24 protein-coding genes and 1 pseudogene are annotated in these 26,435 nt (G+C 64.2%); 11 read left to right on the top strand and 14 right to left on the bottom strand.

The annotated features are described in order from the left end of the window. The first annotated feature begins 258 nt into the window (after positions 1 to 258). The 3 genes from ACVW16_RS03765 (at position 259) to ACVW16_RS03755 (ending at position 2,509) form a co-directional block, all read left to right on the top strand. Entirely contained in the window at positions 259 to 702 is a 444-nt protein-coding gene (locus ACVW16_RS03765; RefSeq protein ID WP_456735415.1) for a hypothetical protein, read from the top strand. A 90-nt stretch (positions 703 to 792) separates the two neighbouring features. Continuing rightward, the gene (locus ACVW16_RS03760; protein ID WP_456802230.1) at positions 793 to 1,674 is read left to right on the top strand and encodes a DMT family transporter; all 882 of its coding nucleotides are present in this window, start codon (positions 793 to 795) and stop codon (positions 1,672 to 1,674) included. 88 nt (positions 1,675 to 1,762) lie between these two features. After that, the gene (locus ACVW16_RS03755; RefSeq protein WP_456704033.1) at positions 1,763 to 2,509 is read left to right on the top strand and encodes a hypothetical protein; all 747 of its coding nucleotides are present in this window, start codon (positions 1,763 to 1,765) and stop codon (positions 2,507 to 2,509) included. 61 nt (positions 2,510 to 2,570) lie between these two features. Here ACVW16_RS03755 and ACVW16_RS03750 read toward each other — a convergent pair whose 3' ends face one another. From ACVW16_RS03750 to ACVW16_RS03740, 3 genes are all read right to left on the bottom strand, one after another. Then, complete coding sequence (locus ACVW16_RS03750) at positions 2,571 to 2,858, bottom strand: histone (RefSeq protein ID WP_456735413.1); 288 nt, start codon at positions 2,856 to 2,858, stop codon at positions 2,571 to 2,573. Between the two features lie 68 nt (positions 2,859 to 2,926). Further along, positions 2,927 to 4,372 (bottom strand): cryptochrome/photolyase family protein, encoded by a 1,446-nt coding sequence (locus ACVW16_RS03745; RefSeq protein WP_456739067.1) that lies wholly within the window; start codon positions 4,370 to 4,372, stop codon positions 2,927 to 2,929. 140 nt (positions 4,373 to 4,512) lie between these two features. After that, complete coding sequence (locus tag ACVW16_RS03740; protein ID WP_092238821.1) at positions 4,513 to 5,172, bottom strand: peroxiredoxin; 660 nt, start codon at positions 5,170 to 5,172, stop codon at positions 4,513 to 4,515. Between the two features lie 392 nt (positions 5,173 to 5,564). Here ACVW16_RS03740 and ACVW16_RS03735 point away from each other — a divergent pair, with 392 nt between their 5' ends. Then, the gene (locus tag ACVW16_RS03735; RefSeq protein ID WP_456704031.1) at positions 5,565 to 6,137 is read left to right on the top strand and encodes a hypothetical protein; all 573 of its coding nucleotides are present in this window, start codon (positions 5,565 to 5,567) and stop codon (positions 6,135 to 6,137) included. 45 nt (positions 6,138 to 6,182) lie between these two features. Here ACVW16_RS03735 and ACVW16_RS03730 read toward each other — a convergent pair. Then, positions 6,183 to 8,040, bottom strand: a pseudogene (locus ACVW16_RS03730) (alkaline phosphatase family protein). Between the two features lie 1,210 nt (positions 8,041 to 9,250). On the opposite strand from ACVW16_RS03730, the gene ACVW16_RS03725 reads away from it, so the two are divergent. Then, the gene (locus tag ACVW16_RS03725) at positions 9,251 to 9,700 is read left to right on the top strand and encodes a hypothetical protein (RefSeq protein ID WP_456704029.1); all 450 of its coding nucleotides are present in this window, start codon (positions 9,251 to 9,253) and stop codon (positions 9,698 to 9,700) included. A gap of 25 nt (positions 9,701 to 9,725) precedes the next feature. On the opposite strand, the gene ACVW16_RS03720 is transcribed toward ACVW16_RS03725, so the two are convergent. Together ACVW16_RS03720 and ACVW16_RS03715 are read right to left on the bottom strand one after the other, a co-directional pair. Then, positions 9,726 to 10,112, bottom strand: coding sequence for a hypothetical protein (locus ACVW16_RS03720; RefSeq protein WP_456704028.1), 387 nt, complete (start codon positions 10,110 to 10,112; stop codon positions 9,726 to 9,728). A gap of 77 nt (positions 10,113 to 10,189) precedes the next feature. Continuing rightward, entirely contained in the window at positions 10,190 to 11,032 is an 843-nt protein-coding gene (locus tag ACVW16_RS03715) for a GNAT family N-acetyltransferase (RefSeq protein WP_456735411.1), read from the bottom strand. 122 nt (positions 11,033 to 11,154) lie between these two features. Between ACVW16_RS03715 and ACVW16_RS03710 the strand changes: the two genes are divergently transcribed. After that, positions 11,155 to 11,859: an SDR family oxidoreductase gene (locus ACVW16_RS03710; RefSeq protein WP_456735410.1), complete on the top strand. Its 705-nt coding sequence runs from the start codon at positions 11,155 to 11,157 to the stop codon at positions 11,857 to 11,859. Positions 11,860 to 11,869: 10 nt separating this feature from the next. Here the strand turns inward: ACVW16_RS03710 and ACVW16_RS03705 are convergent, their stop codons facing one another. Further along, the gene (locus ACVW16_RS03705; RefSeq protein ID WP_456735409.1) at positions 11,870 to 12,940 is read right to left on the bottom strand and encodes a serine hydrolase; all 1,071 of its coding nucleotides are present in this window, start codon (positions 12,938 to 12,940) and stop codon (positions 11,870 to 11,872) included. Positions 12,941 to 13,221: 281 nt separating this feature from the next. On the opposite strand from ACVW16_RS03705, the gene ACVW16_RS03700 reads away from it, so the two are divergent. The 3 genes from ACVW16_RS03700 (at position 13,222) to ACVW16_RS03690 (ending at position 15,164) form a co-directional block, all read left to right on the top strand. Continuing rightward, positions 13,222 to 13,626 (top strand): ArsR/SmtB family transcription factor, encoded by a 405-nt coding sequence (locus ACVW16_RS03700; protein WP_456704024.1) that lies wholly within the window; start codon positions 13,222 to 13,224, stop codon positions 13,624 to 13,626. A gap of 2 nt (positions 13,627 to 13,628) precedes the next feature. Continuing rightward, positions 13,629 to 14,120 carry an SRPBCC family protein gene (locus ACVW16_RS03695; protein WP_456704023.1) on the top strand — a complete coding sequence of 164 codons (492 nt, stop codon included), beginning with the start codon at positions 13,629 to 13,631 and terminating at the stop codon, positions 14,118 to 14,120. A 201-nt stretch (positions 14,121 to 14,321) separates the two neighbouring features. Further along, entirely contained in the window at positions 14,322 to 15,164 is an 843-nt protein-coding gene (locus tag ACVW16_RS03690; RefSeq protein ID WP_456738182.1) for a hypothetical protein, read from the top strand. A 147-nt stretch (positions 15,165 to 15,311) separates the two neighbouring features. Here ACVW16_RS03690 and ACVW16_RS03685 read toward each other — a convergent pair whose 3' ends face one another. Genes ACVW16_RS03685 through ACVW16_RS03675 form a run of 3 tightly spaced genes read right to left on the bottom strand, consistent with a single transcriptional unit; the run spans position 15,312 to position 18,343 of the window. Continuing rightward, positions 15,312 to 16,343, bottom strand: coding sequence for an L-idonate 5-dehydrogenase (locus tag ACVW16_RS03685; RefSeq protein ID WP_456735408.1), 1,032 nt, complete (start codon positions 16,341 to 16,343; stop codon positions 15,312 to 15,314). Positions 16,344 to 16,365: 22 nt separating this feature from the next. Continuing rightward, on the bottom strand, positions 16,366 to 17,133 hold the full coding sequence (locus ACVW16_RS03680) for an SDR family oxidoreductase (RefSeq protein WP_456704021.1): 768 nt from the start codon (positions 17,131 to 17,133) through the stop codon (positions 16,366 to 16,368). A gap of 10 nt (positions 17,134 to 17,143) precedes the next feature. Beyond that, the gene (locus ACVW16_RS03675) at positions 17,144 to 18,343 is read right to left on the bottom strand and encodes a mandelate racemase/muconate lactonizing enzyme family protein (protein WP_456704020.1); all 1,200 of its coding nucleotides are present in this window, start codon (positions 18,341 to 18,343) and stop codon (positions 17,144 to 17,146) included. A gap of 176 nt (positions 18,344 to 18,519) precedes the next feature. On the opposite strand from ACVW16_RS03675, the gene ACVW16_RS03670 reads away from it, so the two are divergent. Together ACVW16_RS03670 and ACVW16_RS03665 are read left to right on the top strand one after the other, a co-directional pair. After that, on the top strand, positions 18,520 to 19,287 hold the full coding sequence (locus ACVW16_RS03670) for a GntR family transcriptional regulator (protein ID WP_456704019.1): 768 nt from the start codon (positions 18,520 to 18,522) through the stop codon (positions 19,285 to 19,287). 25 nt (positions 19,288 to 19,312) lie between these two features. Further along, a complete protein-coding gene (locus ACVW16_RS03665) occupies positions 19,313 to 20,677 on the top strand; it encodes an MFS transporter (RefSeq protein ID WP_456735407.1) in 1,365 nt (454 codons plus the stop codon). A 9-nt stretch (positions 20,678 to 20,686) separates the two neighbouring features. Here ACVW16_RS03665 and ACVW16_RS03660 read toward each other — a convergent pair whose 3' ends face one another. The 4 genes from ACVW16_RS03660 to ACVW16_RS03645 form a co-directional block, all read right to left on the bottom strand. Beyond that, the gene (locus tag ACVW16_RS03660; RefSeq protein ID WP_456704017.1) at positions 20,687 to 21,937 is read right to left on the bottom strand and encodes an arsenic transporter; all 1,251 of its coding nucleotides are present in this window, start codon (positions 21,935 to 21,937) and stop codon (positions 20,687 to 20,689) included. Between the two features lie 22 nt (positions 21,938 to 21,959). Further along, complete coding sequence (locus ACVW16_RS03655; RefSeq protein ID WP_456738611.1) at positions 21,960 to 23,243, bottom strand: MFS transporter; 1,284 nt, start codon at positions 23,241 to 23,243, stop codon at positions 21,960 to 21,962. Between the two features lie 67 nt (positions 23,244 to 23,310). Beyond that, positions 23,311 to 23,751, bottom strand: coding sequence for an EamA family transporter (locus ACVW16_RS03650; RefSeq protein WP_456735404.1), 441 nt, complete (start codon positions 23,749 to 23,751; stop codon positions 23,311 to 23,313). Between the two features lie 61 nt (positions 23,752 to 23,812). Then, positions 23,813 to 26,278 carry a PAS domain-containing protein gene (locus ACVW16_RS03645; protein WP_456738181.1) on the bottom strand — a complete coding sequence of 822 codons (2,466 nt, stop codon included), beginning with the start codon at positions 26,276 to 26,278 and terminating at the stop codon, positions 23,813 to 23,815. Positions 26,279 to 26,435 lie beyond the last annotated feature (157 nt).

Genomic DNA, 26,435 nt, shown 5'->3' with positions numbered 1-26,435 from the left:
CGGACCGCCAGGGCACCCATCCGGGGCCCGGAAAGCGGGGCTAATCCCGCAGATTCCCGGGTGGGTGTGACAGAATTGCCGGAAGCGCGGTCGGGCCTGCCCATTTTTGGCCTTTTCGGGATGCTTAACGAATTCCCCACACAAGTATGGCCAAAGAGAATCCGGTCAAAGATTCCGCCCCGGCTCCTTTGGGGATTTTCATTGAGGTCCTCTTCGAGGGGCCGGTACGTTCCTGCAAGGTTTTCATCGCAACCTGCCATGCGCATCACGCTCCTCAGCCTGCTGTTGCTCTTCGTCGCCGCCGCGCCCGCACGGGCTGAACTGCACATCACCCGCGACCACGGAGGCTACGTCGAAGAGTACAAGGCTAAGTACAAGCGCGTCCGCGACACCGGCGAGCGCGTGATCATCGACGGGATCTGCAACTCGGCCTGCACGCTCGTGCTCGGCATCGTGCCGCTGAACAAGATCTGCGTGACACCAAAGGCGAGTCTCGGCTTCCACCAGGCCTATTACGACAAGGCATTCACCTTTGGAATCAAGGTCACCAGCGCAGCGGGAACCTCCGACCTGATGTCCTACTACCCTGACACGGTGAAGGACTGGATTCGCCGCAATGGCGGGCTGACCACCGACATGAAGAAGATCAAGAACGGGGTCGAGCTCTGGAAGATCATCGATCCCTGTCCGGAAGAGTGGTGATGGGCTGAGCTGAGCGGCTGTGCACCGTCGCAGCGCAGCATCAGAAATTCACATTGCCGCACCGTCGCCGCTCGGGCAATGAGGCGGCAAATGAATCATCATCATCACGATCATCTGGCCGCGCGCGCAGCGCCTGTCCTGTTCGTCCTGCTCTGGAGCACCGGCTTCATCGGCACCAAATACGTCGTCAACAACGCCGATCCCTTGACCTATCTCGCCATCCGTATGGCGGTGGTGGTCGGGTTGATGGCGATCATCGCCGGCATTACCCGCCCGAAATGGCCTGATCGAGTCGGTATCGCGCACAGCGCGGTCGCCGGCATACTCGTCCACGGCTTCTATCTCGGCGGCACCGCGATCGCGATCGCGCATTCGATTCCGGCAGGCCTCTCCGCGCTCATTCCGGGCCTGCAGCCGATTCTGACCTCGACCATCGCCAATCGCTGGCTCGGCGAGAAGGTGACGCCGGTGCAGTGGGCAGGTCTCGTGTTCGGGCTCGGCGGCGTGGCCCTGATTCTGCGCGAGCGCCCGATGATTGGCGAAGCCGGACTCGGCTGGCTCGCCTCAGTGGTGTCGCTGGTCAGCATCACGCTCGGCACGCTGTATCAGCGCCGCTTCTGCAGTCACATCGACTGGCGGGCCGGCAATCTCGTGCAATATGTGGCGGTCACCATCTTCTTCACAGCCGGCGCCCTTTTGTTCGAGGACCGGGTCGTGCACTGGACGCGCGAGTTCGTGCTCGCGCTCAGTTGGCTCGCGATCGCACTTTCGATCGGATCGATCAGCCTTTTGTACTGGCTCATCCGTCACGCTGCAGCGACATCGGTTGCGAGCCTGTTTTATCTGGTGCCCGCCGTGACCGCGCTGATGGCTTATGTGCTGTTCGGCGAGAAGCTCGATGCTCTGGCGATCGCCGGGATGACGATGTGCGCGGCCGCGGTGTTCGTGGTCAACCGACGCTTCGGCTCCTAAGCCACGCCGCCGGAATACATCCCTGGCGTGCCGAGGGCATCGTGATAGGCTGATCGCAATTCAGCTGAACTCTCACGCGGTGATTTCCATGAAGAAGAAGGCGAAGCGAGCACTGCTCGGCCGTTCCCTGAAGCCGGTCCGGATTGCCTGCATCAACCACGCTGACGAGACGATCGACAGCGGCATGATGGGCAAACTCACCGCGGCGCTGCAAAAATGCTATGATGAGCACTTCCTGCCGGTCTGGGGCTATCCCGTCGATCTCTACGTGACGCGCAAACCGAAACACACCGACTGGCAGCTCGTCTATTTCGACGACGCCTCCGACAAGAACATGCTCGGGCGGCACGAGCTGACGTATCAGGGCCAGCCGATCTCGAAGATCTTCGTCAAGGCGCTCGGCGACGAGCCGGTCAGCATGGCGGCGTCACACGAGCTGTTCGAGATGGTGCTCGATCCCCTCGCCAATCTCTGGGCCGACAAGGACCGGAACACCCAATACGCCTACGAGGTCTGCGACGCCGTGGAGGAGGATGGCTTCCTCGTCAGCGGTTTCCCGATGTCGAACTTCGTCTATCCGTCCTGGTTCGAACCCATCAAGCATCCCCGCGGTACCAGGTTCGACCACAACGGTACGCTGAAGGCGCCGTTCTCGATGACCGAAGGCGGCTACGTCATCAAGAAGGTCAAGGGCAGGAAGGTGATCAAGGCGTTCGGCTCACCTGCGAAGCGGCGGCGTTTCAACGCTGAAGACCGGCGCGGCCATCGCAGCGAGTTTCGCGATCCGAAAGGGAAGCATCATCCGGGCAGGCGCGCAGCCAAAAAGCAGGGATAGAGGTTCGCAGGAGCGGTCTCCGGGCGGGCCCGCACCCGGAGACATCATCCAAGCGCTGTGATCAGCGCTTGGCCTTCTTGGCCTTCTTTTTCGACTTGGCCGCGGCCTTCTTCGCGGATTTCTTCACCGCCTTCTTGGTCGCTTTCTTCGAGGACTTCTTTGCAGCCTTGTTCGAAGACTTCTTGGCGGCCTTCTTCTTGGACGCCTTCTTCGGCGCGACTTTCTTTGCGACCTTCTTGGTTGCCTTCTTCACCTTCTTCACGGCGGCGACGGCGGCGTCCTTGGTCGCTTCCACTGCGGTGGTGATCGTCTCCATGGCCTGCTCGGAGATCGGCTTGTCGTCGTCCATATCGTGTCCCCCACGGTTTGCATGGAGCGATGACGATAGCGGGTTTCATGATTGTGTCAAAGCAAGGCTCAACCTTTGCGGATCGTTGCGTAAGCGGCGAGCGCTCGCTCGCGTCCCTTGGCGTGGTCGATGATCGGGCGCGGATAGGTCTTGCCGAGCGTCACGCCAGCGCTCGCAAGCTCGATGGGCGTCGCCTGCCAAGGCCGATGGATCAACTTCGCCGGCAGGTCTTTCAGCTCCGGCACCCAGCGCCGGACATAGGTTCCGTCAGGGTCGAACTTCTCGCCTTGAAGCACCGGATTGAACACGCGGAAATAGGGGGCGGCGTCGGCACCGCAGCCGGCGACCCATTGCCAGTTGGCAGGGTTGCTGCCGGCATCCGCATCGACCAGCGTGTCCCAGAACCACGCCTCGCCGTCGCGCCAGTCGATCAGCAGATGCTTGACCAGGAACGAGGCGACCACCATCCGCACGCGGTTGTGCATGACGCCGGTGTGCCAGAGCTCGCGCATGCCGGCATCGACGAGGGGATAACCGGTGCGGCCGCGCTGCCAGGCGGCGAGCGCCTTGTTATCGGGCTTCCAGGGAAAGTTGTCGAAGTTGGTTTGCAGGCTCTCGGTGGCGAGGTTCGGCTGATCGTGAAGGAGGTGGCGGCAGAACTCGCGCCAGCCGAGCTCGCTCAGAAACTTGTCGATACCCAAGCTGAGCGCCGGATTCTCGGCCGCGGCGAAGCGCGCGGCGTGGAAGACCTGGCGCGGGCTGAGCTCGCCGAATCGCAAATGCGGCGACAGGCCTGAGGTGCCCTCGCGATCTGGGCGGTCGCGGTCGCCCCTATAGGTGCGCGCGGTGTGCTTGAGGAAGTCGCGCAGGCGGGCGCGGGCCGACGCCTCACCCGGCGTCCTGCTCTCACGCAGGCCGCCGGCCCAGTCCGGCTTGCTCGGCTCGAGCATCCAGCTCTCCAGCCTGTCGCTCGCGATTTTCGCTCCGGGGCGAAGCTGCTTCGGTGCGGGCAAGGGCTCGGGCGGATCGCCGAGCGACAGCACCCGCTGCCAGAACGGCGTGAACACACGCAAGCCCCGGCCTTCCTTGTTGCGGATGGCCGATGGCGGGACGAGCAGGTCGCCGGGGAAACTTTGCGAGCCCACGCCGAGCTTTGCCAGCGCCGCCTCGAGCTGTTTCTCGACCGCCTGATGCGGGGACTGAGCGATGATATTCCAATGGACCGAACCGGCGCCGCTGTCGCGAGCCACTTCCGGGATCACCCTGGCCGCCGGTCCCTTGCGCAGGACAAGCGATCCGCCACGGGCCGCGATGTCCGTGCCGAGCGCCCGGAGTGACTGCGCCAGCCACCATCGCGCCGCGCCGCCGGGCACACGGCCGGCCGCATCGTCCAGCACATAGAGGCAGATTACCGGCGCGCCGGATTTGGCGGCGGCGTGGAGGGCGGTGTGATCCGACAGGCGAAGGTCGTCGCGAAACCAGACGATGACAGGCGGGGGGCTTGGCGGGATCAGAGCGTGTCCTTGTTTACGTCTTGGAAATCGTCGAGCGTACGGGCTGTGAACCACCGCTAAAGGGGCGCCAGCGGGCGGCGTAAGGTCTAACTCGTCGTTCCGGGGCCGATGCTGACGCATCGCCCCGGAATGACAGGTAGTTATTTCGGCTGCGGCACGATGCGGATGTAGGGCTTCGGCTCCTTCCAGCCCTGCGGGTAGATCGTCTTGGCCTCGTCGTTGGAGACCGAGCCCGCGATGATGACGTCCTCACCTTGCTTCCAGTCCGAAGGCGTCGCGACGCGATGCTTGGCGGTAAGCTGGAGCGAGTCGATCACGCGCAGGATCTCCTGGAAGTTTCGGCCTGTGGTCATCGGATAGACCAGCACCAGCTTGATCTTCTTGTCCGGCCCGATGATGAAGACGTTGCGGACGGTCTGGTTGTCGGCGGCGGTGCGGGTGAGGGGATCGCCCGAGATCGCGGCCGGCAGCATGCCGTACAGCTTCGAGACGTTGTAATCGGTATCGCCGATCATCGGGTAGTTCGGGGCAGCGCCTTGCGTCTCCTTGATGTCTTCAGACCATTTCGAGTGGCGATCGACCGGGTCGACCGAGAGGCCCATCAATTTGACGCCGCGCTTGTCGAACTCCGGCTTCAATTTGGCGAGGGCGCCGAGCTCGGTGGTGCAAACCGGCGTGAAGTCCTTCGGGTGCGAGAACAGCAGCGCCCAGCTGTTGCCGATCCAGTCATGGAACTTGATCTTCCCTTCGGTGGTCTCAGCTTCGAAGTCGGGGGCGGTGGCGCCGATCGGAAGTGTCATGGTTCTACCTCATCGCTTTGAATTTACTCAAAAATTCTGGCTTGCCGTAATTCCCCATTATATGGACTTGACGATCCCAAGTGAACGCCAACTGAACTGCTTCAAGTAAAATGTGAATTCCTGCTCTGAAGGGCTGATTTCTCAGCACAATTTTGTTACGGCGCTCCCTGCGGCGAAACATCTCCACCGGGGCTTCACGGTCTCGATTGCCCCGATAAAGCCGTTTATGACCCGCATCACGCCCGCCCGACGCTCTTCGGAACCGAAATGGTCCTCGCAGCGACCAATCGGCAACCATTGAGAAATGTCGCGATCCGCATATCGAATCATTAACCACCCCTTTAAGCCCGCATGAAAATGCTGGTCGATCAGAAGAAATCTGGAAGTGAACTATGTCTGCCGCACTGCTGAAGTCCGTTGAGTCGCCCTCCCTCGAACCGTCCTGCCGCGATACCGCGGCCCATGCGCTTTCCGTCGTGCGCGATGGCGTGATCACGGGCGAAGGTCCGACCACCAAGGGAAGGGTGCACTTTTCCCGGTCGCTCGATTCCGATGATGCCGCCTGGTGCGCCCGCATCCTGACCGCCACCGCCGTCAACGACCAGCCGATCAGCCGCGCCGAAGCCGAGGCGCTGTTCGAGATCAACGAAGCCGCGACCGAACGTGCCGATGGCGGCCGGTTCGACGATTTGCTGACCAAGGCCGTTGCCCATTACGCAGCGAGCGCCTCAGGGCTGAAGGTGCCCCCGCGCAGCGTCGCGCTGGCTCAAGACACCGACATCGAGAGCTGGGCGCCATCCTACGCCTCCAAGGTCAACAGCGAGATGCTGGAATGGATCGCCGGCCAGATGCGCGGCAAGCGCCACAACAATCGTCGCCTGATGGCGATGGTGGCGACCTTCCTGGGCGCCACCGCACTGCCTCTGGCGGGCCAATTGCCTAACGTCTTCGACATTGGCATGTGATTGAAGCTTTCGCGCCCTCATTGAGGGCGCGAATGAAGCGGCGGGCTATTGCCCCGCCGTTTTTTGTTTGCCGGCTTCAGGCTCGAGGCCCAGCGTGCGGCCCGGGAATCCGGCGGCGTCGAAATAGCGCTGGCTTCCGACGCGCTGGACGTTGAGCACGGTCTCCAGATCATTCTCGGACTTCTTCTTCGACTTCTCGACCGCCTTGTACGCCTTCGGCACGAGGCCGTTGGGCAGTGCTTCCGACATTACCCGGCCCGACCAGGCCGCCATTCTGCGAGCCGCGCAGGCCGAGAAGCTGGGCCGCGGTCATGCCGACGTCGGCATTGCTGACCGGCAGCTCGTCGACGAACCCGGCTTTGAAGTCCGGACCGATCGCAGCCATGAAGTTGTAGGTGTCGCCGCGGCTGAAGCTGCCGTGCATGCCCTGGCCCTGGCGCAGCACGGTATCGGCCACCTGCACGGAGCAATTGGTCGGCGCCTCGCCGCATTCGCTGGCATAGGAGCGGAAGTTGACCACGATCGCAGGCGTCGGCGTCGCCGCCTTGCCGCGCAGATTGATGCTCGACAGCGGCAGGGTGCCGGGGATGCGGCCGAGCTGGTCGTCGACGAACAGGCCCGAGACGTAGTCCTGCTCCAGCAGCGCCTTCACCGTCCTGGCGGCCAGCTTCTTGTCCTTGTTCGGGAGGTAGATCAGGTCCGAGCCGCCATTGGTGGCGACGACGAGATCGGGCCTGGTCGGATCCTTGCCGAGCACGCCGTTGCCGGCCTTCGGATGGGCGTTGCCGGTGACGGCCGCGTTCTTGTCGTTGGGGTCGAACAGCGGCAGGTCGAGCGCTTTCGCAAGATCGATCGCCAGGAAGCCCATCGGCAAGAAGTCCTTCGGCGTGTCGTCATAGCTGATCCTGGCCGAGGGGCTGGTGTTGCTCTCTTTCGAGATGGTCGAGAAGCCGTGGTCGGCCTGGATCATGATGTTGGTGTTGGCGGCGAGCCCAAGCTCGTCCAGCGCCTTGCGGATCTGGGCGAGGTTGTTGTCGGCGTTCTTGATGCTCGCCATCGTGCTCGGGCCGTTGATGCCGGGCAGGATCTGGTTGAGGCTGTCGCCCTGGTTGTGCTGGGTGCCGTCAGGGTCGCGGGACCAGAACACCAGCACGAACGGCTTGTTGCGCGCCTTGAACATCGGCAGCACCACCTTGGTGGCGACGTCGGCGAAATAGGCCTGCTGCACCAAATTGGCCGTGGTGGTGCCGGGCGTCCTGGCATCGCCCGCCTTGCCGTTGTCGCCGCGGCCGGGAGCGGTGAGGGCGAGACCTGCCTTGGTCAGCGCGTCCTTCATCTCGTCCGACAGCGCGACGCCGGCCTTGCCTCCGGTGGAATCGTCGATGATGATCGAGTGCTTGCCCGTCTTCTCCGGATGATCGGTGTGGTCCCACTGATAGGTGGGGCCGACCTTGCCGATTGCCGCGGTGCTGAGGCCCTTGTCGCGGGCCATCTTCAAAACGGTCTCTTCGTTGAGATAGTTGCCCTTGAAATGCTCGTCGATGTCGCCGAGGACGGCGTCGTTCTCGATGAAGGGGACCACGGTGTCGCCGGCCGGACCTGAGATGTAGTTGGTCCAGATCGTATTGGAGTACACGCCGGTGTCGCCGAGATAATGGCCGGTCGACATCGCCGAGCCGTTGGCCATGGTGAAGGTCGGGAACAGCGAGTGCGAGTTCTTGAAGTTCACGCCCTTGTCGCGCACCTCGGCCATGGCGGGTGCGGTTTCGGGGGTGATCTTCAGCGCGCGCAGCCCGTCGGGAATGAACAGGATCAGGTTGCGGGGCGTGTTGTTCTCGGCGAAGGCAAATCCGGTGGACAGCACTGTCAGTCCGGCTGACAGCAACACCAGTGAACGGCGCATCAAAATCTCCTAGCGACGAAGCGGCTCGGCCGCCGAACCGCGGCCCCCGAGCAATCGTTTAGTTTTGCAGTACGACAGTTTTGTTACAGGAGCGGATCGGCACGCCAGAAGTGGTGGAGGAGGTGGGAGAGGTCAGCGGACTTGTCATTGCGGGGTAGGGAGGCTCTCGTGTCCCGGACGCGCTGCAATGCGTAGCATTGCTGCGCAGAGCCGGGACCCAGGAAAGCCATCGAGTTCGCTGCCGCACGGGCCCCGGCTGTGCAGCGCATCACTTCGTGCTGCGCAGCGTCCGGGGGCACGAGAGCGCAGTTTCCGCGTACATCTGCTTCCACATCGCGAGCGCAGCGAAGCAATCCAGAATCCCTCCGCGGATACATTTCTGGATTGCTTCGCTGCGCTCGCAACGACGGAGTATGCGGCAACGACTTCGCTCCTTCGATTCGCATCTTCATTGCAGACACAGCTTCGCATCCTCGCGGCACGTCGCCCGAGCTTTGCTTTGTCGCCTACCCTCAGATGAAAGAGGGCGCAGGGAAGACCGGGTGCTGACCTCGCACCCGCGGTCCACTGTGCGATGGGTTGCGCTACAAGAGGCTGCACAGCGGCATACAGGTGAAGCCCAAACATCCGGCCTTCCCTGCGCAGTGGTTTGACGGCTTATGTCGTGATCTCCCCGGGGAGCGATGCACTATTGCCCCCGTCGGCTCGCGGATGACTGACACGAGGGCCCGGTTGGGCCACACGCGTCACCACGAGCCTTGACGCACAGACTCCGGGCGCCAGGACCACACGATTTTGCCGTACGCGGATCACACCGGTCGTTTGCGCGACGCTTTGCTCACGGTTGCCCGCCCTGCAGAACCCTTCGCGCCGATGCGGCCCACGCCCACCGCCGTCCGGCCCGCGTCGTGACGATCGCGATACGCCCCTCTTCCATGGGCCGGGTTGCCGCGACACATACGCCGTTTCCGAATTTCGGTAAAGTGGAATATTTTCGGATGCGCGGATTGCCCCACGGCTGGCGTGTTTTGCCCGACTGGCAACACCGGATCTTGAGCCATGGTCGCCGAATATCCCTGGCGTTCCGCCGCACCCGGTTCCCCGTTAATCCCGTGCCTTAACCAATAATTAATTATAGGTTTGCGGGCGGATGACGGACCGGCCTAGCGTGCAATGGGGAGCGCGAAGCCAAACGAGTGTGGTGCGTATCATGATGTCGAGATCACACGGGGCCTTGCTCGCCTCGTTCAGCACAGCCGCGCTGCTCCTTGGCGCCGGCGACAGTTTTGCACGACCGGGCGGTGTCGCCCCCCACGGGTTCGCCGCAGTGCGGTCCGGCGCGATGGCGCATCCGCCGATCGGGCCGGGCGCGCGGTTCCGCGGCCGCAACTTCAACAATCCCTGGGTCTACTGGCCGGGCGGCGGCGGCTTCTTCAACGACGGTGCGGCGTACAGCGAACCGTTCGCCGGTGCCGGGCCCGTCGCCAACGACGTTCGCTACACCTACACCTACGACGTTCCCTGGGACTGGGCGCATCGTTTCCCGCCGAACGTCGTGCCCTCCGACCGGCCCTATGTATCGAGTTGTCCGACGGAGCAGGTGACGGTACCCGGCCGTGGTGGTGCCGAGCACACCGTCAACATCACGCGCTGCTACTAGGCAACGCACGGTTTTTCACGGCTCGCTACGGAATGCCTGCCGCTGCCGCCTGGTCGCGGTCGGACTGCTTTCGCCTGACATTCGCGAGCTCGCGGCTGCAAGCCGCAAATGCGCTCGTCTCCGACCGCAGCCCGAATTGCCCGCAGACATCCCGATCCTCATCGGCAATGACACGTGCGAGCTCCGCCCTGGCGGCCTCCCGCATCGCAGGCGCTGAGACGAGCGTATGAAGCCCGAGGGCGGTCACGACGGCAAGCACCAACGCGGCCGCGATCCCGAGGCGCTGTGTGTCATCGGCCGTGGGCTGAGAAAAACGAGCCTTGGTTCTGGATTCGGGCATGAATGCTCCCGCATAAAATATCGACGATAAAATGATGATCGAGCCGTCCGACAAAATCGGCGGATGCAACACGATACACGGCACGTCGCCGCGGGGACGTGAAGCAGATTACAAATTTCAAGCCGGAACGGACTAACTCAAAATGGGTACTACCCCAGTTCAAAACTGGTTACTCCGAACACGCGGTCGAGCCGCAGTGACGCGATCGGTCCAGTGTACATTCGTGCCGTTTCGAATGTCGGCTTCAGCTTGAGCGATTCCGCAAGCGCTATAGCATCGCGGTTCACAGCGGGTGTGTCGAGCACAATCTCGTTGCTTCCGGGGCTCGCCAGCAACGCCTGCAACACAGCCTCCGCAGCGGCGCGGTCATCGGCTACCAGCGGGCCGATCTTGCGGCCGGTCCGGCAGGGCCGGATCACGCCCCACGCGGTAAGCTTGCCGTCCCGCATGAGTGCGCGGCCAACGTGTCCAGGTGAGTTGATCCAGGCGCGCAGGAAGGCCGGGCGCGGGGCAGGGAAGACGGTGGCGTCCACGGCTTGCACAAGCCCGAATGGGATCGTGTCGAGCGCAACAACCCCGGCGGGCGGCTTCGCCGGCGCGGCAACGGTGCCGCTGTAGCGGATATTGGCGTAAGCCAGCTGGAAGCCGCACTTCCTGTAATTGTCCTGCTGTGCCACGACCCCGTCCAGACCCATCACGCGTGAGCCCGCGTGCGCAATCGCGGCATTCCAGATTCGAAGTCCGTGACCCCTGCCGCGAAAGCCTGGCCGCACGATGTAGAAACCGAGGAAGGCGAAGCTGTCGTCGTAGGTGACGCAGGAGACGGTTGCGACCGGCGCGCCGTCGATCTCGCCGACGAAGAAACCTCGCGCATCAGGGATTGCGAAACAGGCCGCATCGGCAAAGCCGGGATTCCAGCCCTCGCCCGCAGCCCAGTCGATCGCGACGGAGATCTCGTCGGGCCGCAAATTGCGGATCTGCAAATCGCTCATGTCGCGTGGCCTCGCGGCAATGGACCTTTGGACAAGTCCGGCTGTAGAAGGTCTGATGATTGGCTGAGCCATAGCGACTGAAGCTTGGGCTCGCCTCAACGCTATCACAGGGATATCAGGTCATGGCAGCAGAGAAAGTCGCACTCGTCACCGCAGGCGGCAGCGGCATGGGAGCTGGGGCCGCGCGGCGGCTCGCAGCCGACGGCTTCCGCATCGCGATCCTGTCGTCCTCCGGCAAGGGCGAGGCGCTCGCGGCCGAACTCGGCGGGTTCGGTGTGACCGGCTCGAACAAGTCCAATGACGATCTGAAACGCCTCGTCGACGGGGCGCTGGGGAAATGGGGGCGAATCGACGTGCTGGTCAACAGCGCCGGTCATGGGCCGCGCGCCGCCATCACCGAAATTACCGACGAGCAGTGGCATCTCGGCCTCGACACCTATCTGCTTAACGTCATCCGTCCGGTCAGGCTGGTGCTGCCGGTGATGCAGGCGCAGAAGGGCGGCGCCATCATCAATATCTCGTCCGCCTGGGCGTTCGAACCCAGTTCGATGTTTCCGACCTCCGCGGTGTTCCGTGCAGGCCTTGCTGCCTTCACGAAGATCTTCACCGACACCCATGCGGCCGACAACATCCGCATGAACAACGTGCTGCCGGGCTGGATCGACAGCCTGCCGCAGACCGACGCGCGCCGCGACAGCGTGCCGCTGAAACGCTACGGCAAGGTGGAGGAGATCGCGGCGACGATCTCGTTCCTGGCTTCCGACGGCGCGGCCTACATCACAGGGCAGAACATCCGCGTCGACGGCGGACTGACGCGCTCGGTGTAACGCGGGTGATTCACTGCGCTGCCACCAGCCGGGCGAGCGCTGGCAGGATCTTGTAGCGGGCGATCTCGTGCGGATAATCGCCACGATTGGCGAGCAGCACGATGCCGATCCGGTGTGCGGGTACGAGGCCCATATAGCCCGACGCATTGTTGAGGCCGCCGGGCTTGTCGACGACGGTGACACCGGGCAGATGCACAGTCTCCCACGCCATGGCTTGCCCGAACGTAGCCTGCTCAAATGTCTGGTCGACGCGGAAACTTTCGCGCTGTGTCAACCGCAGCGCCTCGCGCAAGTGTGGATCGATCGAGCGGCCGTCGACGCTCGCCGCGACGAAGGTGGAGAGGTCCCGCGCCGACGAGAACATCTGGCCGGTGCCGGGGAAATCGAAATAGCTCTGCTGGTTGCCGATCGGGCCGATGGCGGTGCCCTGGTGGGAATAGCCCTGCGCTATCAGCCGCATCGCAGCCTCGTCCATGATCGCGCGATTGTCCGCTCCGCGCTCGGGTAGGAACGTCGCGTGCATGCCGAGCGGCGTGAGGACGCGGCTCTCGATCAGCTTCGCGATCGGCGTGCGGTAGCAGCGCTCGAGCACCAGCTGAAGCAGCACATAGCCGGCATGGCTGTAGATGCGCTGCTTGCCGGGCGTGATGCCCGGGGGCGGCACGAAGGCGTTGAGCATCTCGATGAATTGCGCCTGCGAGTAGGAATCATCAGGCCAGGGCGGGTGATCGGTCGGCAGCAACAGTCCTGACGTATGCGTGGCGAGCTCGCCGACGGTGATGTGTCGGACGTAGTCGCCCGTGAGCTCCGGCAGGTATTTCGGCAGGGGATCGTCGCGCCGCAGCTCGCCGCAGAGGATGCCTGATGCCGCCAGCGCCGCCTCGAACGGTTTTCGCAAGGAGGCGAGGTTGAACAGCGTGTCCGGCGTCACCGGCCGCTTGGTGGCATCGTCGGCAAAGCCGTAGGTGAAGAATTCGACGTGCCCGCCGGCGTACAGCGCGGCGGCGAGGCCGCCCGGATGGTCCGGGGTCGCTGTGGGCGCGAGCTCGGCGGCGACGATATCGCGCATCTGCGCGATCATGTCCGAATCCGCCGAGGCGCGAGGCGGCCCGGCAAAAGTCGCCGCAAAGGGCAGAAGAGCGGCGCGGGCGAGGGATCGCCTGGTGATTTGCGGTGAGATGACAACGGACGTCACGTTCTCTCTGATGATGCGATGGGGCCCCGGTGACGATCTTAGCGGGGCGGGCTTGGCGTCCAATTCACGATTGCGCGTTGTCGGTTCCACTTGGTGCAACCCATAAAACTTAGCCTGTCGGCTAACAATTCTTGACGCCGGATCGCGATGGTCCTATAGTTAGCTGCATGGCTAACCAAACATCCCAGCTCGATCAGGTTTTCGCAGCACTTGCCGACCCCACGCGGCGGGCCATCGTGATGCGGCTGTGTGCGGGCGAGGCCTCGGTCGGTGAGCTCGCCGGACCCTTCGACATGGCGCTTCCGAGCCTCATGAAGCACATCCATGTGCTGGAGACGTGCGGTCTCGTGTTGTCGGAGAAGGAGGGTCGCGTGCGCACCTGCCGCCTCAGCCCGGACGCGCTCCTCAGTGCGGAAGACTGGTTCCAGCACCAGCGCGCGATCTGGGAGGCAAGGCTCGATCGGTTCGAGGCCTATGTGATGAAGCTCAGGAAGGAGAGGGCGGCTGCCAAGCGGCCGTCGAAGACGACCGAGAAGACCAACAACAAGCCAAGCAAACGGAAAGGTACCTGACAATGACGAATGCTGCCAATGCCGCCCTGTCGCAATGGTCGATGGACCGCGAGATCGTGATGTCGCGCGTGATCGACGCGCCGCGCGACTTGGTGTTCGAGGCATGGTCCGATCCCAAGCACCTGCCGCAATGGTTCGGACCGAAGGGATTCAAGATCGAGACCTTCGAGATCGACGTGCGGGTCGGCGGCGTCTGGCGCTTCAACATGATCGGCCCCGACGGCACCGTGTATCCGAACCGCATGCGCTTCCGTCGGATCGAGCGGCCATCCTTCATGGAGATGGACCACGGCGGCGACCAGGACGACGACCCCGGCATGTTCCGCTTCACCATCACCTTTGCCGAGCAGGCCAACGGCAAGACCGTGCTGATGATGCGACAGCTGGCGGCGAGCACCGAGCAGCGCGACGGCATGATCGGCTTTGGCGCCGTCGAATATGGCTACCAGACGCTGGACAAGCTCGCGGCCTATGTCGGCGGGCTGAGGAGATAGGAACGCGTGAGTCCCGGGGGCCCGCGACGCAGCGCCCCCGGCATCTTCTCGGAAATGCCGAAACGTCGTCGCCTTCGCGATTATGACAACGCGCGGGCGAATTATGACAGTGGCGTCACGCAGATTTTTGTCGCGTGGAACGATGGATATATGACAGAATTGCTACCGTTGGATGTCATCTCGACGACAGCGGAGCTCATCATGTTGCAGTGGCAGGCGCGGTCAAATCCCCTCGCATGGTGGTGGGGGTCCCTGACGCTTGTCAGTGCGGCGAATATCCTCGTCTGGTTCATGCTGTACCGCGAGTTCTATCCGAGCGTGGCCGGCAGTGTCGGCGGCGGTTCGGATATCGGGCTGATGTTCCTGCTGTGCGCGGGCTATGTGTTCGGCTGCGCCTTCCGTTCGGTGCTGCCGCGCGCCGACGTGCAGCGCATTTGCCTGTTCGACACCTGGTTGTCGAGCGTGTTCATCGGCCGCACCGTCGCGACCGTGGCCGAGGTCTGCTTCGCCGCGCAATGGGCGATCATCCTGCATCAGCTCGGCCGCATGGCGGGCGCGCAGACCGCGGTGAACATCGCGCTCGTGATCGTGCCTGTCATCATCATCGCGGAGTGTTTCTCCTGGTACGCGGTGGTGACCACCAACTTCCTGTTCAACGCGATCGAGAACTCCCTGTGGGCGGTGACCTTCTTCCTCGCCGGCATCGCGCTGTGCCGGCTGATGCCGGAATTCCAGGGGCCGGTGCGCTGGGCGCTGATCGCGGGAATCGTCGGCATCGCCTGCTTCCTCGCCTTCCTCGTCACCGTCGACGTGCCGATGTATCTCAGCCGCTGGCGGGCAGGGCATCAAGAGGGCGGCAGGTTCCTCGGCTTGCTCGAGGGCCTGCATGACGTCTCGACGCGCTGGGTGGTGACCCACGACATCGCGCATTGGAAGGGCGAGCTGACCTGGATGTTCCTGTACTTCAGCGCCGCCGTGTGGTCGAGCCTCGCGCTCTGCGCGCTCTATGCGATGGAAGGCTATCTCACGCGCTATCTCGCCTGACGCTCACGCGTCGGCGAGATCGAGCTGCGTCAAATTCCCTGGCTCAGCGCCCGGCGGACCAGTTCGATGTCGGAGCCGGGAGCGCGTCGAGATCTTCGTCTCCCGCGAGGTCATGAGGCTTTCGCCCCGCTGTGAGGCCGGCCGACCTCAGAACGTCAGCTGCACCTTCATCGATTGCGAGCGATCGCTGGCCAGTTCAAAGGCTGCGACTGCGTTCTCGAACGGCATGGTCGCCGTGATCAGCGGCTTGACGTCGATCAGGCCTTCGCCCATCAGCCGCACCGCCAGCTCGAACTCGGGATCGAAGCGGAAGGTGCCGCGAAGCTGCAATTCCTTGGCTACGATCGCGTTGATCGGCAGCGTCATCTCGCCGCCGAGCCCAAGCTGCACCAGCGTCGCACCGGGCCGGAGCACGTCGAGCGCGGTGCGCAGCGCGGCCTGGTTGCCGGAGGCCTCGAACAGCGTGTCGAACACGCCCTTGCCGGCGCGCCAGGGATCGAGCGCGGTGGCATCGGTCGCGACATTGATGGCATGCGTGGCGCCGAGCCTCCTGGCGACCGCGAGCGGCGCGTCGGCCACATCGGTCACGGCGATTTCAGAGGCGCCGCCGAAGCGCGCGACCAGAATCATCAGAGCGCCGATCGGGCCGCAGCCGGTGATCAGCACGCGCTTGCCGAGCAGGGGGCCGGCCTGCTTGCCGGCATGCAGGCACACCGCGAGCGGCTCGGCGACCGCGGCTTCCGCCAGCGAGAGCTTGTCTGCGATCGGCACGGCCTGCGTGGCATCGATCGTGATGAACTCGCGAAAGCCGCCCTGCACATGCGGGAAGCGCATCGCGCTGCCGAGGAAGCGCATGTCGAGGCACTGGTTGCGCATGCCTTCCCGGCAGTGCAGGCACTGGCCACACGGCTTGCTCGGATTGACCGCGACGCGCGTGCCGGCCTTGACCGCGGTCACGCCGTCGCCGACCGCCGCGACCACACCGGCGATCTCGTGCCCCAGCGCCATCGGCTGCCGGATGCGGACGACGCCGAAGCCGCCGTGATGGTAGTAGTGCAGGTCGGAGCCGCAGATCCCGCCATTGGCAATCTTGACGCGGACCTCACCCGGGCCGGGGGCCGTGTCGGGATAGGTGTCGATCCGCAGATCCTTGGGGGCGTGAATGACGACTGCGCGCATGGTCTCGTTCCTCTTTTCGCGATTACATCGCGGCGATCATGCCGCCATCGACGTAGATGATCTGGCCGTTGACATAGGTGGAAGCGTTTGAAGCCAGGAAGATCGCCGCGCCCACCAGCTCGTCGGGCTTGCCCCAGCGCCTGGAGGGGATGCGGCCCATGAGCCAGGTGTTGAAATCGGTGTTGTTGACCAGCGCCTCGTTCATGTCAGTCAGCATGTAGCCGGGGCCGATCGCATTGGCCTGGATGCCGTGCTGGGCCCATTCCACCGCCATCGAGCGGGTCAGGTTCTTGATGCCGCCCTTGGCCGCGGTGTAGGGCGCGATGGTGGGACGCGCCAGCTCGCTGGCGAGCGAGCCGATGTTGATGATCTTGCCGTGCTTGCGCGCAATCATGCGCTTGGCCGCCTCGCGGCCGATCACGAAGGCGCTGGTGAGGTTGGTCTCGATCACCTTGCGCCATTCGTCCGTTGTGAACTCGACCAGCGGCTTGCGATGCTGGATGCCGGCATTGTTGACCACGATGTCGACGGCAATGCCCTTGTTGTCGAAGTCGTTGAAGGCCGCGACGATCGCGGGCTCGTCGGTGACGTTGAAGGCCGCGCCTTCGGCCGGATGGCCGGCGGCACGAAATTCGGCCACCGCCTGCTCCACGCGCTCGGCATCGACGCCGTTGACGATGATTTTGGCGCCGGCCTTGGCCATGCCCTCGGCAATGGCGCGCCCGAGCCCGCGCGAGGAGCCGGTCACGAGCGCGGTGCGGCCGGAAAGGTCGAAGAGGGCGGTGCTCATCCTGGAATCCTCAGACGTTGGAGCGGCGCACGGTCAGGTCGGAGCGGTCGAAAACGGCAGGCAGAAGGTCGACACCGAGGCCGGGGCCTTCCATCGGGAAGACATAGCCGTCCTTGATGGTGGGCATCGTGGTGACGAGCTCGTTGTACCAGCCTCTGTAGAAAGCGCGCACGGATTCCTGAATCAGCGTGTTGGGCTGGCTGAACGACATGTGGATGGCGGCGATGAAGCCGATCGGGCCGATGCAATCATGCGGCGCAAAGGGACGGTGATAGGTCTCGGCCATCGCTGCGATCTTGCGACCTTCGGTGAGGCCGCCGGTCCAGCACAGGTCCGCCATCACCACATGCATGGCGTCGCGGTCGAGCATGTCCTTGTAGGGGAAGCGCGAGCCCAGCGTCTCGCTGGCGCAGACCCAGACGTCGGTCGAGCGGGCGTATTCGGCCAGCGCCTGCGGCGAGTTCATGCGGATCGGGTCTTCGTACCAGGTCGGCTTGTAGGGCTCGAGCGCGCGGGCGATCTGTTTGGCGGTCGGCAGATTCCACAGCGAGTGGAGCTCGACCATGATCTCCATCTTGTCGCCGACGGCTTTGCGGATTTTCTCGAACGGCTCGGTCGCCTGCTTCATCTGCGCAGCGGTGATGTAGAGACCCTTGTTCTCCTGCGCCGCCGGATCGAACGGCCAGATCTTCATTGCCGAAATGCCGCTCTCCAGCAGGTTTTCGGCCAGCGCATCGGCGCGGTTCATGAAGCCGTCGAGATCCTCATAGGGACCTTTGTTCGCACCGAGATTCCAGTTTGCGACCGGGCTGATATTCGTGGAGCGGACATATTGCGTGCCGGCGCAGGTGTTGTAGATGCGCTGCTTGTCGCGGCAGAGCCCGCCGAGCATCTGATGCACCGGTTGATCGCAGACCTTGCCGAACAAATCCCACAGCGCGATGTCGATCGCGGATGCCGCGCGATATTCGACGCCGGTCGACGACTGCGCCATCGGCAGGTTCAGCATGTCGCGGTGGATCGCTTCGATGTGCAGGGGATCGCGGCCGAGCAGGCGGCCGGCAAAGGTGTCGTGGATCTGCGCTTCGACTGCACCTGCGCCGTAGAAGGTTTCGCCGAGACCGATCACGCCCGCGTCGGTGTGGACGCGGACCCAGATGACGTTGGAGAATTCCTCGGTGCGCAGCGTCTCGATCGACGTGATCTTCACGGCAACTCTCCTCCCCTAACAGGCGCCTCTCGCCGGGTATTTTCATTCCGCATTGCAGCATGCGGCGAATTGACCGAAGTCTTACGCCTGCTTGTAATATATCACAACATGTTTTAAGGGTGCCACAAACAAGGCGCCGACCTGCAAGCGAACGCCCGGGCCGACGGGAGGCAAACATGGCACGGCGCAAACGCGCGCTCGAGGTGGTGAGATCGGAGGGCGACCGCGAGGGCAGGCCCTCGCGGCGCAACCGTCTGAATTTCTTCGAGCTGGCCTACCAGAAGATCGAGGAGCTCCTCGTTCATTGCGAGCTCAAGCCCGGCCAGTTCATGACCATGCTGGAATTGCAGCACATCACCGGCTTCGGCCGTACGCCGGTGCATCACGCCGTCAACAGGCTCTCCGCCGACACGCTCATCATCATCCGTCCGCGCCACGGCCTGCACATCGCCCCGATCGATCTCGCGCGTGAGCGCATGCTGTTGGCCTTGCGCCGCGACATGGAGCGCTTCGTGATCCGGCTTGCGGCCGATCGCGCCAGCCTCTCGCATCGCAATCAGGCGCTGCATATCGAGCGCGTGCTGCGCGAGCGCCGCGCCACGCTGACCCTCGATGAATTCAACAGCATCGACCGGCGCATCGACGCGCTGGTCTTGGACGCGGCGGGTGAGCCCTTCCTGGTGCATACGCTGCGGCCGCTGCACACGCTGTATCGCCGCATCGGCTACATCCATCACCGCTTCATGCCGGGACAGGCCGATCTGTCAGGAACGATCGACCATCACCTTGGTATTCTCAATGCGATTGCGAACCGCCGTGTCGAGGAGGCGGTCAAGGCGAGCGATGCCTTGATCGACTACATGGGCCAGATGTTCACGGGCATGGAGACGGGGATCGACCCGCGCCTGCTCGATTGCAGCATCGAGCCGCTGCTCGGCGCCTGAAAGAGTTTTGAAAAGAGGATCAAACATGTCAACGATGGCCGTGCCACAACCGACCACGAGCGAAGCCGCGGTCCGCTACCTCATTACCAATTACAGTCCCAAGGGCAACAAGGTCGGCTGGCTGATGATGGCCTCGATCCTGGTCGAGGCCTGGGATCTCTATTCGATCGCCTTCGTCCTGATCTTCATCAAGGAGCAGTACAATCCCGATCCGCTGATGCTCGGTCTCGCCGCAGCCGGCACGCAAGGCGGCGCGCTGATCGGTGCGCTGCTCGGCGGCTGGCTGTCCGACATGATCGGCCGCCGCGTCATGTTCCTGGTCACGATGGTGATGTTCATCGTGCTGGCGCTGGCGCAGGCCTTCGTGCCCAGCGTCTTCTGGCTCGTCGTCGTCCGCTTCTTTCTCGGCATTCCGCTCGGCTCCGACATCTCGACCGGCTACACCTACATCATGGAATCCATGGCCAAGGGTGAGCGCGAGGTCATGGGTAATCGCTGGCAGTTCATGTTCGCCGTCGGCGAAGTGCTGACCATCGGCGTCATCGTGATCTTCCTGCTGCTGGATATCCAGCACGAGATGCTGTGGCGCGTGACGCTCGGTCTCGGCGCGGTGCCGGCGCTGATCATCCTGCTGTTGCGCCACGACGTGCCGGAGACGGCGGTGTGGCTGGTGCAGAAGGGACGTTATCGCGAAGCCAAGCAGGTCGCGCGCGAGATGTTCAACGACGATCTCGCCATGCTGCCGGACCAGGATGTGGTGGTGCCGAAGGTCTCGACCCGCGCCTTCCTCGCCGACCTCAGGAAGGATCCGATCCGCTGGCGCGCGACGATCTACGGCTGGATCGCCTGCTTCGCGCAAGGCAGCGAGTTCTCGACCTTCGCGTTCTATTTGCCGGTGCTGTTCGTGATGGTCGGCGTGTCGAGCGTGCTCGGTATCAACCTGGTGACCATGGCGCTGTTCTGCTTCGCGGCTCTGTCCGGCTGGGTCGGCCCGCTGCTGACGCCGAAGATCGGCCACCGCGGCATCGCGATCGCCGGCTTTGCGATCGTGCTGGCTTCGCTGCTGGTCGCCGCTTTCGCGCTCTACACCGACAACAAGATCCTGCTGCCGTTTGCGGCGGCTGCCATGTTGTGGGGCCATTATTGGGATGCGTCGAACTGCATGACGATCCCGACCATGGTCGCCAAGCCGAAGTACCGCGGCACGGCGAGCGGCTTCGCCTACATGTTCGTGAAGCTGCCGTCGTTCCTGGCCATCTTCCTGTTCCCGACGGTGTTCGCTGCGGTCGGGCAGGCGAATGCCACGCTGATGGTCGCGATCTTCCCGCTGATCGGATTGCTCGCCGCGCTCTTCATCCTGCCGGAGGTCTACGGTTACGAGAACGACTGAGGATACGAACTACCTGATCGCGGCGGCCAGTGCCGCGATCAGGGCCGGCGGCGTCACCAGCAGGCCGAGCTTGAGGAAGGGCCAGGCGCCGACCTCGATCTTCTCTCGCCGCAGCGCGACGAGCCAGAGGATGGTGGCCAGCGAGCCCGTGACTGACAGGTTGGGCCCGAGATCGACGCCGATCAGGATAGCGCTGAGAACCGGCGCGGGCAGATGATCGCTCGCGGCGACCGACCCGGCGACAAGGCCGACCGGCAGATTGTTGGCGACGTTGGTCGCGACCCCGGTCGCGATGCCGACGCTCCAGGCGGCCTGTGTCACGGATTGCGCGACGGCTTCATGCAAGAGCGCGCTGAGCTGGCCGATCACGCCCGTCTTGATCAGCGTCTCCACCATGACGAAGAGCCCGCCGACGAGCGGCAGCACGCTCCAGGAGACGCCCTTCAGCACGGGGAGAGGCGATTGCCGGCTGATCAGCAGCACGATCGCGGCGGTCACGACGCCGCAGATGAAGGTCGGCAATCCGAGCTGCTTGTCGAGCGCCGACGCCGTGACCAGCACGACGCCGATGGCGACGATGCCGACCGCCGTGAGCTTGCCGCCGCGGCCGAGCTTTGGATGCGGTACGCTGGGTGCGATCTTGTCCTCCTTCAGCGCGCGACGCTGGGTGAGGCGCAGCACGACATAGGTCAGCACGATCGAGGCTATCGAGGGCAGGGCGAAGAGGCGCAGCCATTCCGTCAGCTGCGGCATGCGCGCGCCGAACACGACGAGGTTGGCGGGGTTTGAGATCGGCAGCACGAAGCTCGCGGCATTGGCGATGAAGGCGCAGACGAACAGATAAGGCAGCGGTTTGGCGCCGGCTGCGCGCGTTGCGGCGTAGACTGCGGGCGTCAGCACGATGGCGGTGGCGTCGTTCGAGAGCAGCACGGTGACGACCGTACCGACGATGTAGATCAACAGGAACAGCCGCCGCGGCGAGCCGGCGGCATATTCCACCGCAAGCGCTGCAAGATAGTCGAACAGGCCTTCGAGCCGGGCGAGCTCGGCGATCAGCATCATGCCGATCAGGAAGAGGTAGACGTCGACGCCTTTCTCGATGCCGAGAAGCGCGTCCTGCCACGGCAGGAAGCCGAGCAGCACCAGAGCGCCGGCGCCGAGCACGGCCCAGATCGCCTCGGGCAGGCGGAAAGGGCGGATGATGACGCAAGCGGTCGCGGCGACGATGATGCTCCAGGCCCAGATGGCGTGAGACGGCACGTTCAATCCTTGTGCAATGGATTCATTTCGCAGCGATAGCGGAAGCTCGCGCCGCTGTCTTCCCCCGCGGGCGCGGACCGACATCGACGATTTGCCGCGTCTCGGGCAGGGCGAGGAGGCAGATGACGACGCCGATCGCGGCGATCGCGCCGAGGGTCATGAAGGCTGCGCTGTAGCCAGCTTCGACCACGACGAAACCGGCGAGCGTCGTCGACAGCGCAGCTCCGATGCTCTGGGCTGTGATGACAACGCCCTGCGCGACGTTGAAGCGGCCGCTGTTACGCATCAGATCGGCAACGATGACGGGGAAGATCGCGCCAAAGATGCCGGCACCGACGCCGTCCAGCAGCTGCACGCCGACCAGCCAGGATGGATTGTCGGAGAAGGTGTAGAGCGCGCCTCGAATTGGGAGGATCAGGAGCGCGGCAAGGAAGAAGCGCTTGTGGCCCCAGCGGTCGGCCCGGGCGCCGACCAGGATGGCGAACGGCACCATCACGATCTGCGCTGCCACGATGCAGGCGGACATCAGGCTGGTGCCCAGCTTCTTGTCTTCAAGCGCGAGCTTTTGCCCGACCAACGGCAGCATCGCGGCGTTGGAGAGGTGAAAGAGCAGGACGCAGATCGCGAAGGCGAGCAGGGGCCGACACGTGAGCAGCACGCCGAGCCCGGACGGCGGTTCGTGCTGCGCATCCGGAGCGGTTTCGTGCAGGCCGCGGGCAAGCTCGTGGTCGATGGCGCGTTCCGGGATCGCGAGGATGCTGACGAGGCTCGCGAGGGCCATGGCGCCGAGAAGGCAGAACACGACTGTCGGGCCGAACCAGTAAGCGGACACGCCTGCGAGCCCGGCCGCGACCGCGTTGCCGGCGTGATTAAAGGTCTCGTTGCGGCCGATCCGCCGAGTGAAGGCGGCACGGCCGAAGATGCCGAGCGAGACGGCCGCGATTGCCGGCGGGAAGACCACGGCGGCGGCTTGGGCGATACCTTGAGAGATCGCGACCGGCAAGAAGCTTGGAAACAGCGGCACGGACAGCGAGGCGATGGTCACCATGATGGCGGCGGCCGCCATCGCGGTCCGCTTCGCGCGCGTCGCATCGACCAGAGCGCCGGCCGGCGTCTGCGCCACGATGCCGGCGATGGTTGCCATCGACATCACGAGGCCGATGCGCGCTTCGTCCCAGTGCTGCTCGGCGAGGAGGTAGACGGCAAGATAGGGGCCGAGCCCGTCACGGACGTCGGCGAGGAAGAAATTCGCTGCATCCAGCGCGTGGCCGGCCTGCCTTGCCCGACTGCGGTGTTCGCTCGACATCGGTGTCTCGATCGAGGCAGGGAAGCGCCCCGGCAGAAACCGAACTCCCGCCAACTTTGTTCCCGACCTAGAACTTCACGGCCAGGAGAACCGCGCCGGCGCCAATCATCGTGATCCCGACCCAGCCTTGCGCCGTCGGACGCTCACCGAGAAAGGCGAAAGCGAAAACGGCAACCAGCACGACGCTGAGCTTGTCAATCGGTGCGACCAGCGTGGCGGGTCCGAGCTTCAGCGCTCGGAAGTAACACAGCCAAGACGCGCCGGTGGCGAGGCCCGACAGCACCAGGAACAGCCACGTCCGCGACGAGACCGCCGAGGGCACCGCGAACTGCCCGGTGAAGAACAACAGCACCGAGAAAGCCAGCAGCACCACGATCGTGCGGATGAATGTCGCGAGATCAGGATTGATGTTCTCGACGCCGATCTTGGCGAAGATCGCAGTCAATGCGGCAAAGCAGGCGGACAGCAGCGCCCAGGTCTGCCAGGCGGAGAAGAAGGCGGGTTTCATGTCATCGATATCCGTTGGACGGCGCGCCAGCGTCGTTTGTGGTGGCTTCCTGCGCCCATGTCTACCTTGCCACCGACAGCTTCTCGGTAATGGCCTTGCGCAGGATGCGCGACAGCGACTCCACCGAATACGGCTTCTGAATCAATTCGAACCCGCGGTGGGCGTTTTCGGCGAGCACGTTGCTGTAGCCAGAGGTGAGCACCACCGGCAGGCCCGGATAGCGCTCGCGGATGATGCCGGCGAGCTCGACGCCGTTCATGCCGGGCATGATGACGTCCGAGAACACGAGGTCGACGGCGAATTCGTTCTCCGCGAGAATGGCGAGTGCTGCACTGGCGTTGGCGACGCGGCGGGTGACGTAGCCGAGATCCTCCAGGAGCTCAGTCGAGAACTGGCCGACATCGTCATTGTCCTCGACCACGAGGACGCGGTAACCGCGCCCGGTGGTCGCGCTTTCGCTGGTCAGCGATGTGGCTTCCTTTTCGGTCGCGGGGCTCTGCGCCTGCGGCAAATAGATCGTGAAGGTCGCGCCCTGTCCGTGCGTGCTCGTCACCGCGATGTCACCCTCGGACTGCTTGGCGAAGCCGAACGCCTGACTGAGGCCGAGCCCGGTACCTTTGCCGACCTCCTTGGTGGTGAAGAACGGCTCGAAGATGGCGTCGATGTTCTCGGGTGCGATGCCGCTGCCGGTGTCCGCCACGGAGATTGCGACATAGTCGCCGCCGCGCGCCGATTGCGCACGCAGGTTCGGAATGCCCTGAACCTTGCGCACGGCGATGGTGAGGCGGCCTTCGCCGTCCATGGCGTCGCGGGCGTTGATGGCGAGGTTGATCAGCGCGGTCTCGAACTGGGCGACGTCGGCCACGGTAAAGCAATCGGAATCGTCGATCTGGACGGCGATTTCGATGCGACCGCCGACCAGCGGTCGGACCAGCTGCGCCACGCCTTCGACCTGGCTGCCGACATTGAAGATCTGCGGCTTCAGCGGCTGCCGCCGCGCAAAGGCGAGGAGCTGCGCGGTCAGCTTGGAGGCGCGCTCGACGGTGTCGGAGATGGCATCGACATAGCGGCGGCGGCGCTCCTCCGGCAGCTCGCGCCGGCGCAGGAAGTCGGTCGCCGAGCGGATGATCGTGAGCAGATTATTGAAGTCATGTGCGACGCCGCCGGTGAGCTGGCCGATCGCCTCCATCTTCTGCGACTGCCGCAGCGCTTCCTCGCCGCGACGTCGCTCGGTGATGTCGACCGCCTCCGGCACTGCGCCGGTGATGTTGCCATGGCGGTCGAGCACGGGCCGCATGCCGAAATCGAAGTCGCGCTCGCCGACCGGGAGGCGCAGCCGCATCTCCATCCGCACCGCCTGGCCTTTCAACACGCTCTCGAAGGCCTCGCGCACGGCGGCACTCATACCGTGTGTGCCGGTGAACCACGGCGTTTCCCAGAACGGCCTGCCGATCACATCCTCACTGCGGGCCTTGATGCCGTCGAGCGCAGTGTTGTTGGCGTAGAGCAGTTCGCCCTTGAGGTCGACCAGGCCCTGATATTGGTTGCTGGTCGCCAGGATGGCGCGCAGCCGGGATTCGTTGGATTCAAGCTCGGCAGTGCGCTCGGCGATGCGCTCTTCCAGCGTCTCGTTGAGTCTGCGCAGCTCAATCTCGGCCTGCTTGGCGGCGGTGATGTCGTGGGCGACGCCGATGAAGCCGATATGCTTGCCGGTCGGATCCCAGCGCGGCTGCGATTCCGAGCGCAGCCAGCGCCATTCGCCAGAAGCATCCCTGTAGCGGGCCTCCAGCACGAACGGTTTGAGCGAGGCCTCGCCCTGGACGGATTGCTGCAGCACGCGGGGCAGGTCGTCGGGATGCAGCACCTTGCGCCAGTCGAAGGCGATGGCCTGCTCGTAGGGCAGCCCGACGAAGTCGACATAGGCCTGATTGGCGAAGGAGCGCGTGCGGTCGAGCTTCGTCACCCAGATCGGCACCGGCGCGCTGTCGGCGATCAGCCGAAACCGCTCCTCGCTCTCCCGCAGCGTCTCGCGCGCCAGCGCCTGGTCGGTGATGTCGATATGGGCGCCGACGAGGCGGACGGCGCGGCCGTCGCTGTCGCGCTCGATCTTGGCGACGACCCGGATCCAGCGCGTCTCGCGGTCGCTCGGGCGGATGATGCGGTACTCGGCGGTGTAGTCCTCGCCGGTTGCGGCCAACGCATCGAAGAAGTGTTTGACCGTGGCGTGGCGGTCGTCAGGATGGATACGGCTGACCCAGTCCTCATGCGTCTCGTCGACGGCCTCGGGCGGCAGCCCATGGATCATCAGATATTCCGGCGAACGGCGGTTCTTGAAACCTTCGCGGAAGTCGACCTCGAGGCCGCCGACCTTGCCGATGCGCTGGATGCGTGCGAGCTCCGCCTCGCGCTCCTGGAGCGCATGATAGGCATTGTCGCGCTCGCGCGCGATCTCTTCGAGGTGCTGGCGCAGCCGCTCGGCGGGGGTGGTTTCGGGCGCTGGATCGTTCAAGGCGTCGGCCGTTGTGATGCGGGAGCAGACGTCCCGGTTCGATATTCACACAGACAAAGCGTGATATCCATTGCTCAAAGGGAATACGCAGGGGTGGCGGGCATGAACGAACGTCGGGTCTGGCAATTTGTTCCAAACTTTGGAACGACGAGCCGTCGGCGCGCGTATCTGCTAA

The organism is Bradyrhizobium sp. USDA 4474, assembly GCF_054057515.1.
Note: the sequence above shows the minus strand (reverse complement) of the source record. Positions and strands in the feature narration are given on the sequence as shown.

Excerpts from the sequence above, each read along its gene's own strand:
- ACVW16_RS03725 (WP_456704029.1), top strand. The coding sequence starts at position 9,251 with ATGATGTCGAGATCACACGGGGCCTTGCTCGCCTCGTTCAGCACAGCC.
- ACVW16_RS03705 (WP_456735409.1), bottom strand. The coding sequence starts at position 12,940 with ATGATCGCGCAGATGCGCGATATCGTCGCCGCCGAGCTCGCGCCCACA.
- ACVW16_RS03760 (WP_456802230.1), top strand. The coding sequence starts at position 793 with ATGAATCATCATCATCACGATCATCTGGCCGCGCGCGCAGCGCCTGTC.
- ACVW16_RS03715 (WP_456735411.1), bottom strand. The coding sequence starts at position 11,032 with ATGAGCGATTTGCAGATCCGCAATTTGCGGCCCGACGAGATCTCCGTC.
- ACVW16_RS03690 (WP_456738182.1), top strand. The coding sequence starts at position 14,322 with ATGTTGCAGTGGCAGGCGCGGTCAAATCCCCTCGCATGGTGGTGGGGG.
- ACVW16_RS03735 (WP_456704031.1), top strand. The coding sequence starts at position 5,565 with ATGTCTGCCGCACTGCTGAAGTCCGTTGAGTCGCCCTCCCTCGAACCG.
- ACVW16_RS03685 (WP_456735408.1), bottom strand. The coding sequence starts at position 16,343 with ATGCGCGCAGTCGTCATTCACGCCCCCAAGGATCTGCGGATCGACACC.
- ACVW16_RS03700 (WP_456704024.1), top strand. The coding sequence starts at position 13,222 with ATGGCTAACCAAACATCCCAGCTCGATCAGGTTTTCGCAGCACTTGCC.
- ACVW16_RS03750 (WP_456735413.1), bottom strand. The coding sequence starts at position 2,858 with ATGGACGACGACAAGCCGATCTCCGAGCAGGCCATGGAGACGATCACC.
- ACVW16_RS03655 (WP_456738611.1), bottom strand. The coding sequence starts at position 23,243 with ATGTCGAGCGAACACCGCAGTCGGGCAAGGCAGGCCGGCCACGCGCTG.
- ACVW16_RS03665 (WP_456735407.1), top strand. The coding sequence starts at position 19,313 with ATGTCAACGATGGCCGTGCCACAACCGACCACGAGCGAAGCCGCGGTC.
- ACVW16_RS03650 (WP_456735404.1), bottom strand. The coding sequence starts at position 23,751 with ATGAAACCCGCCTTCTTCTCCGCCTGGCAGACCTGGGCGCTGCTGTCC.
- ACVW16_RS03740 (WP_092238821.1), bottom strand. The coding sequence starts at position 5,172 with ATGACACTTCCGATCGGCGCCACCGCCCCCGACTTCGAAGCTGAGACC.
- ACVW16_RS03680 (WP_456704021.1), bottom strand. The coding sequence starts at position 17,133 with ATGAGCACCGCCCTCTTCGACCTTTCCGGCCGCACCGCGCTCGTGACC.
- ACVW16_RS03695 (WP_456704023.1), top strand. The coding sequence starts at position 13,629 with ATGACGAATGCTGCCAATGCCGCCCTGTCGCAATGGTCGATGGACCGC.
- ACVW16_RS03710 (WP_456735410.1), top strand. The coding sequence starts at position 11,155 with ATGGCAGCAGAGAAAGTCGCACTCGTCACCGCAGGCGGCAGCGGCATG.
- ACVW16_RS03670 (WP_456704019.1), top strand. The coding sequence starts at position 18,520 with ATGGCACGGCGCAAACGCGCGCTCGAGGTGGTGAGATCGGAGGGCGAC.
- ACVW16_RS03755 (WP_456704033.1), top strand. The coding sequence starts at position 1,763 with ATGAAGAAGAAGGCGAAGCGAGCACTGCTCGGCCGTTCCCTGAAGCCG.
- ACVW16_RS03765 (WP_456735415.1), top strand. The coding sequence starts at position 259 with ATGCGCATCACGCTCCTCAGCCTGCTGTTGCTCTTCGTCGCCGCCGCG.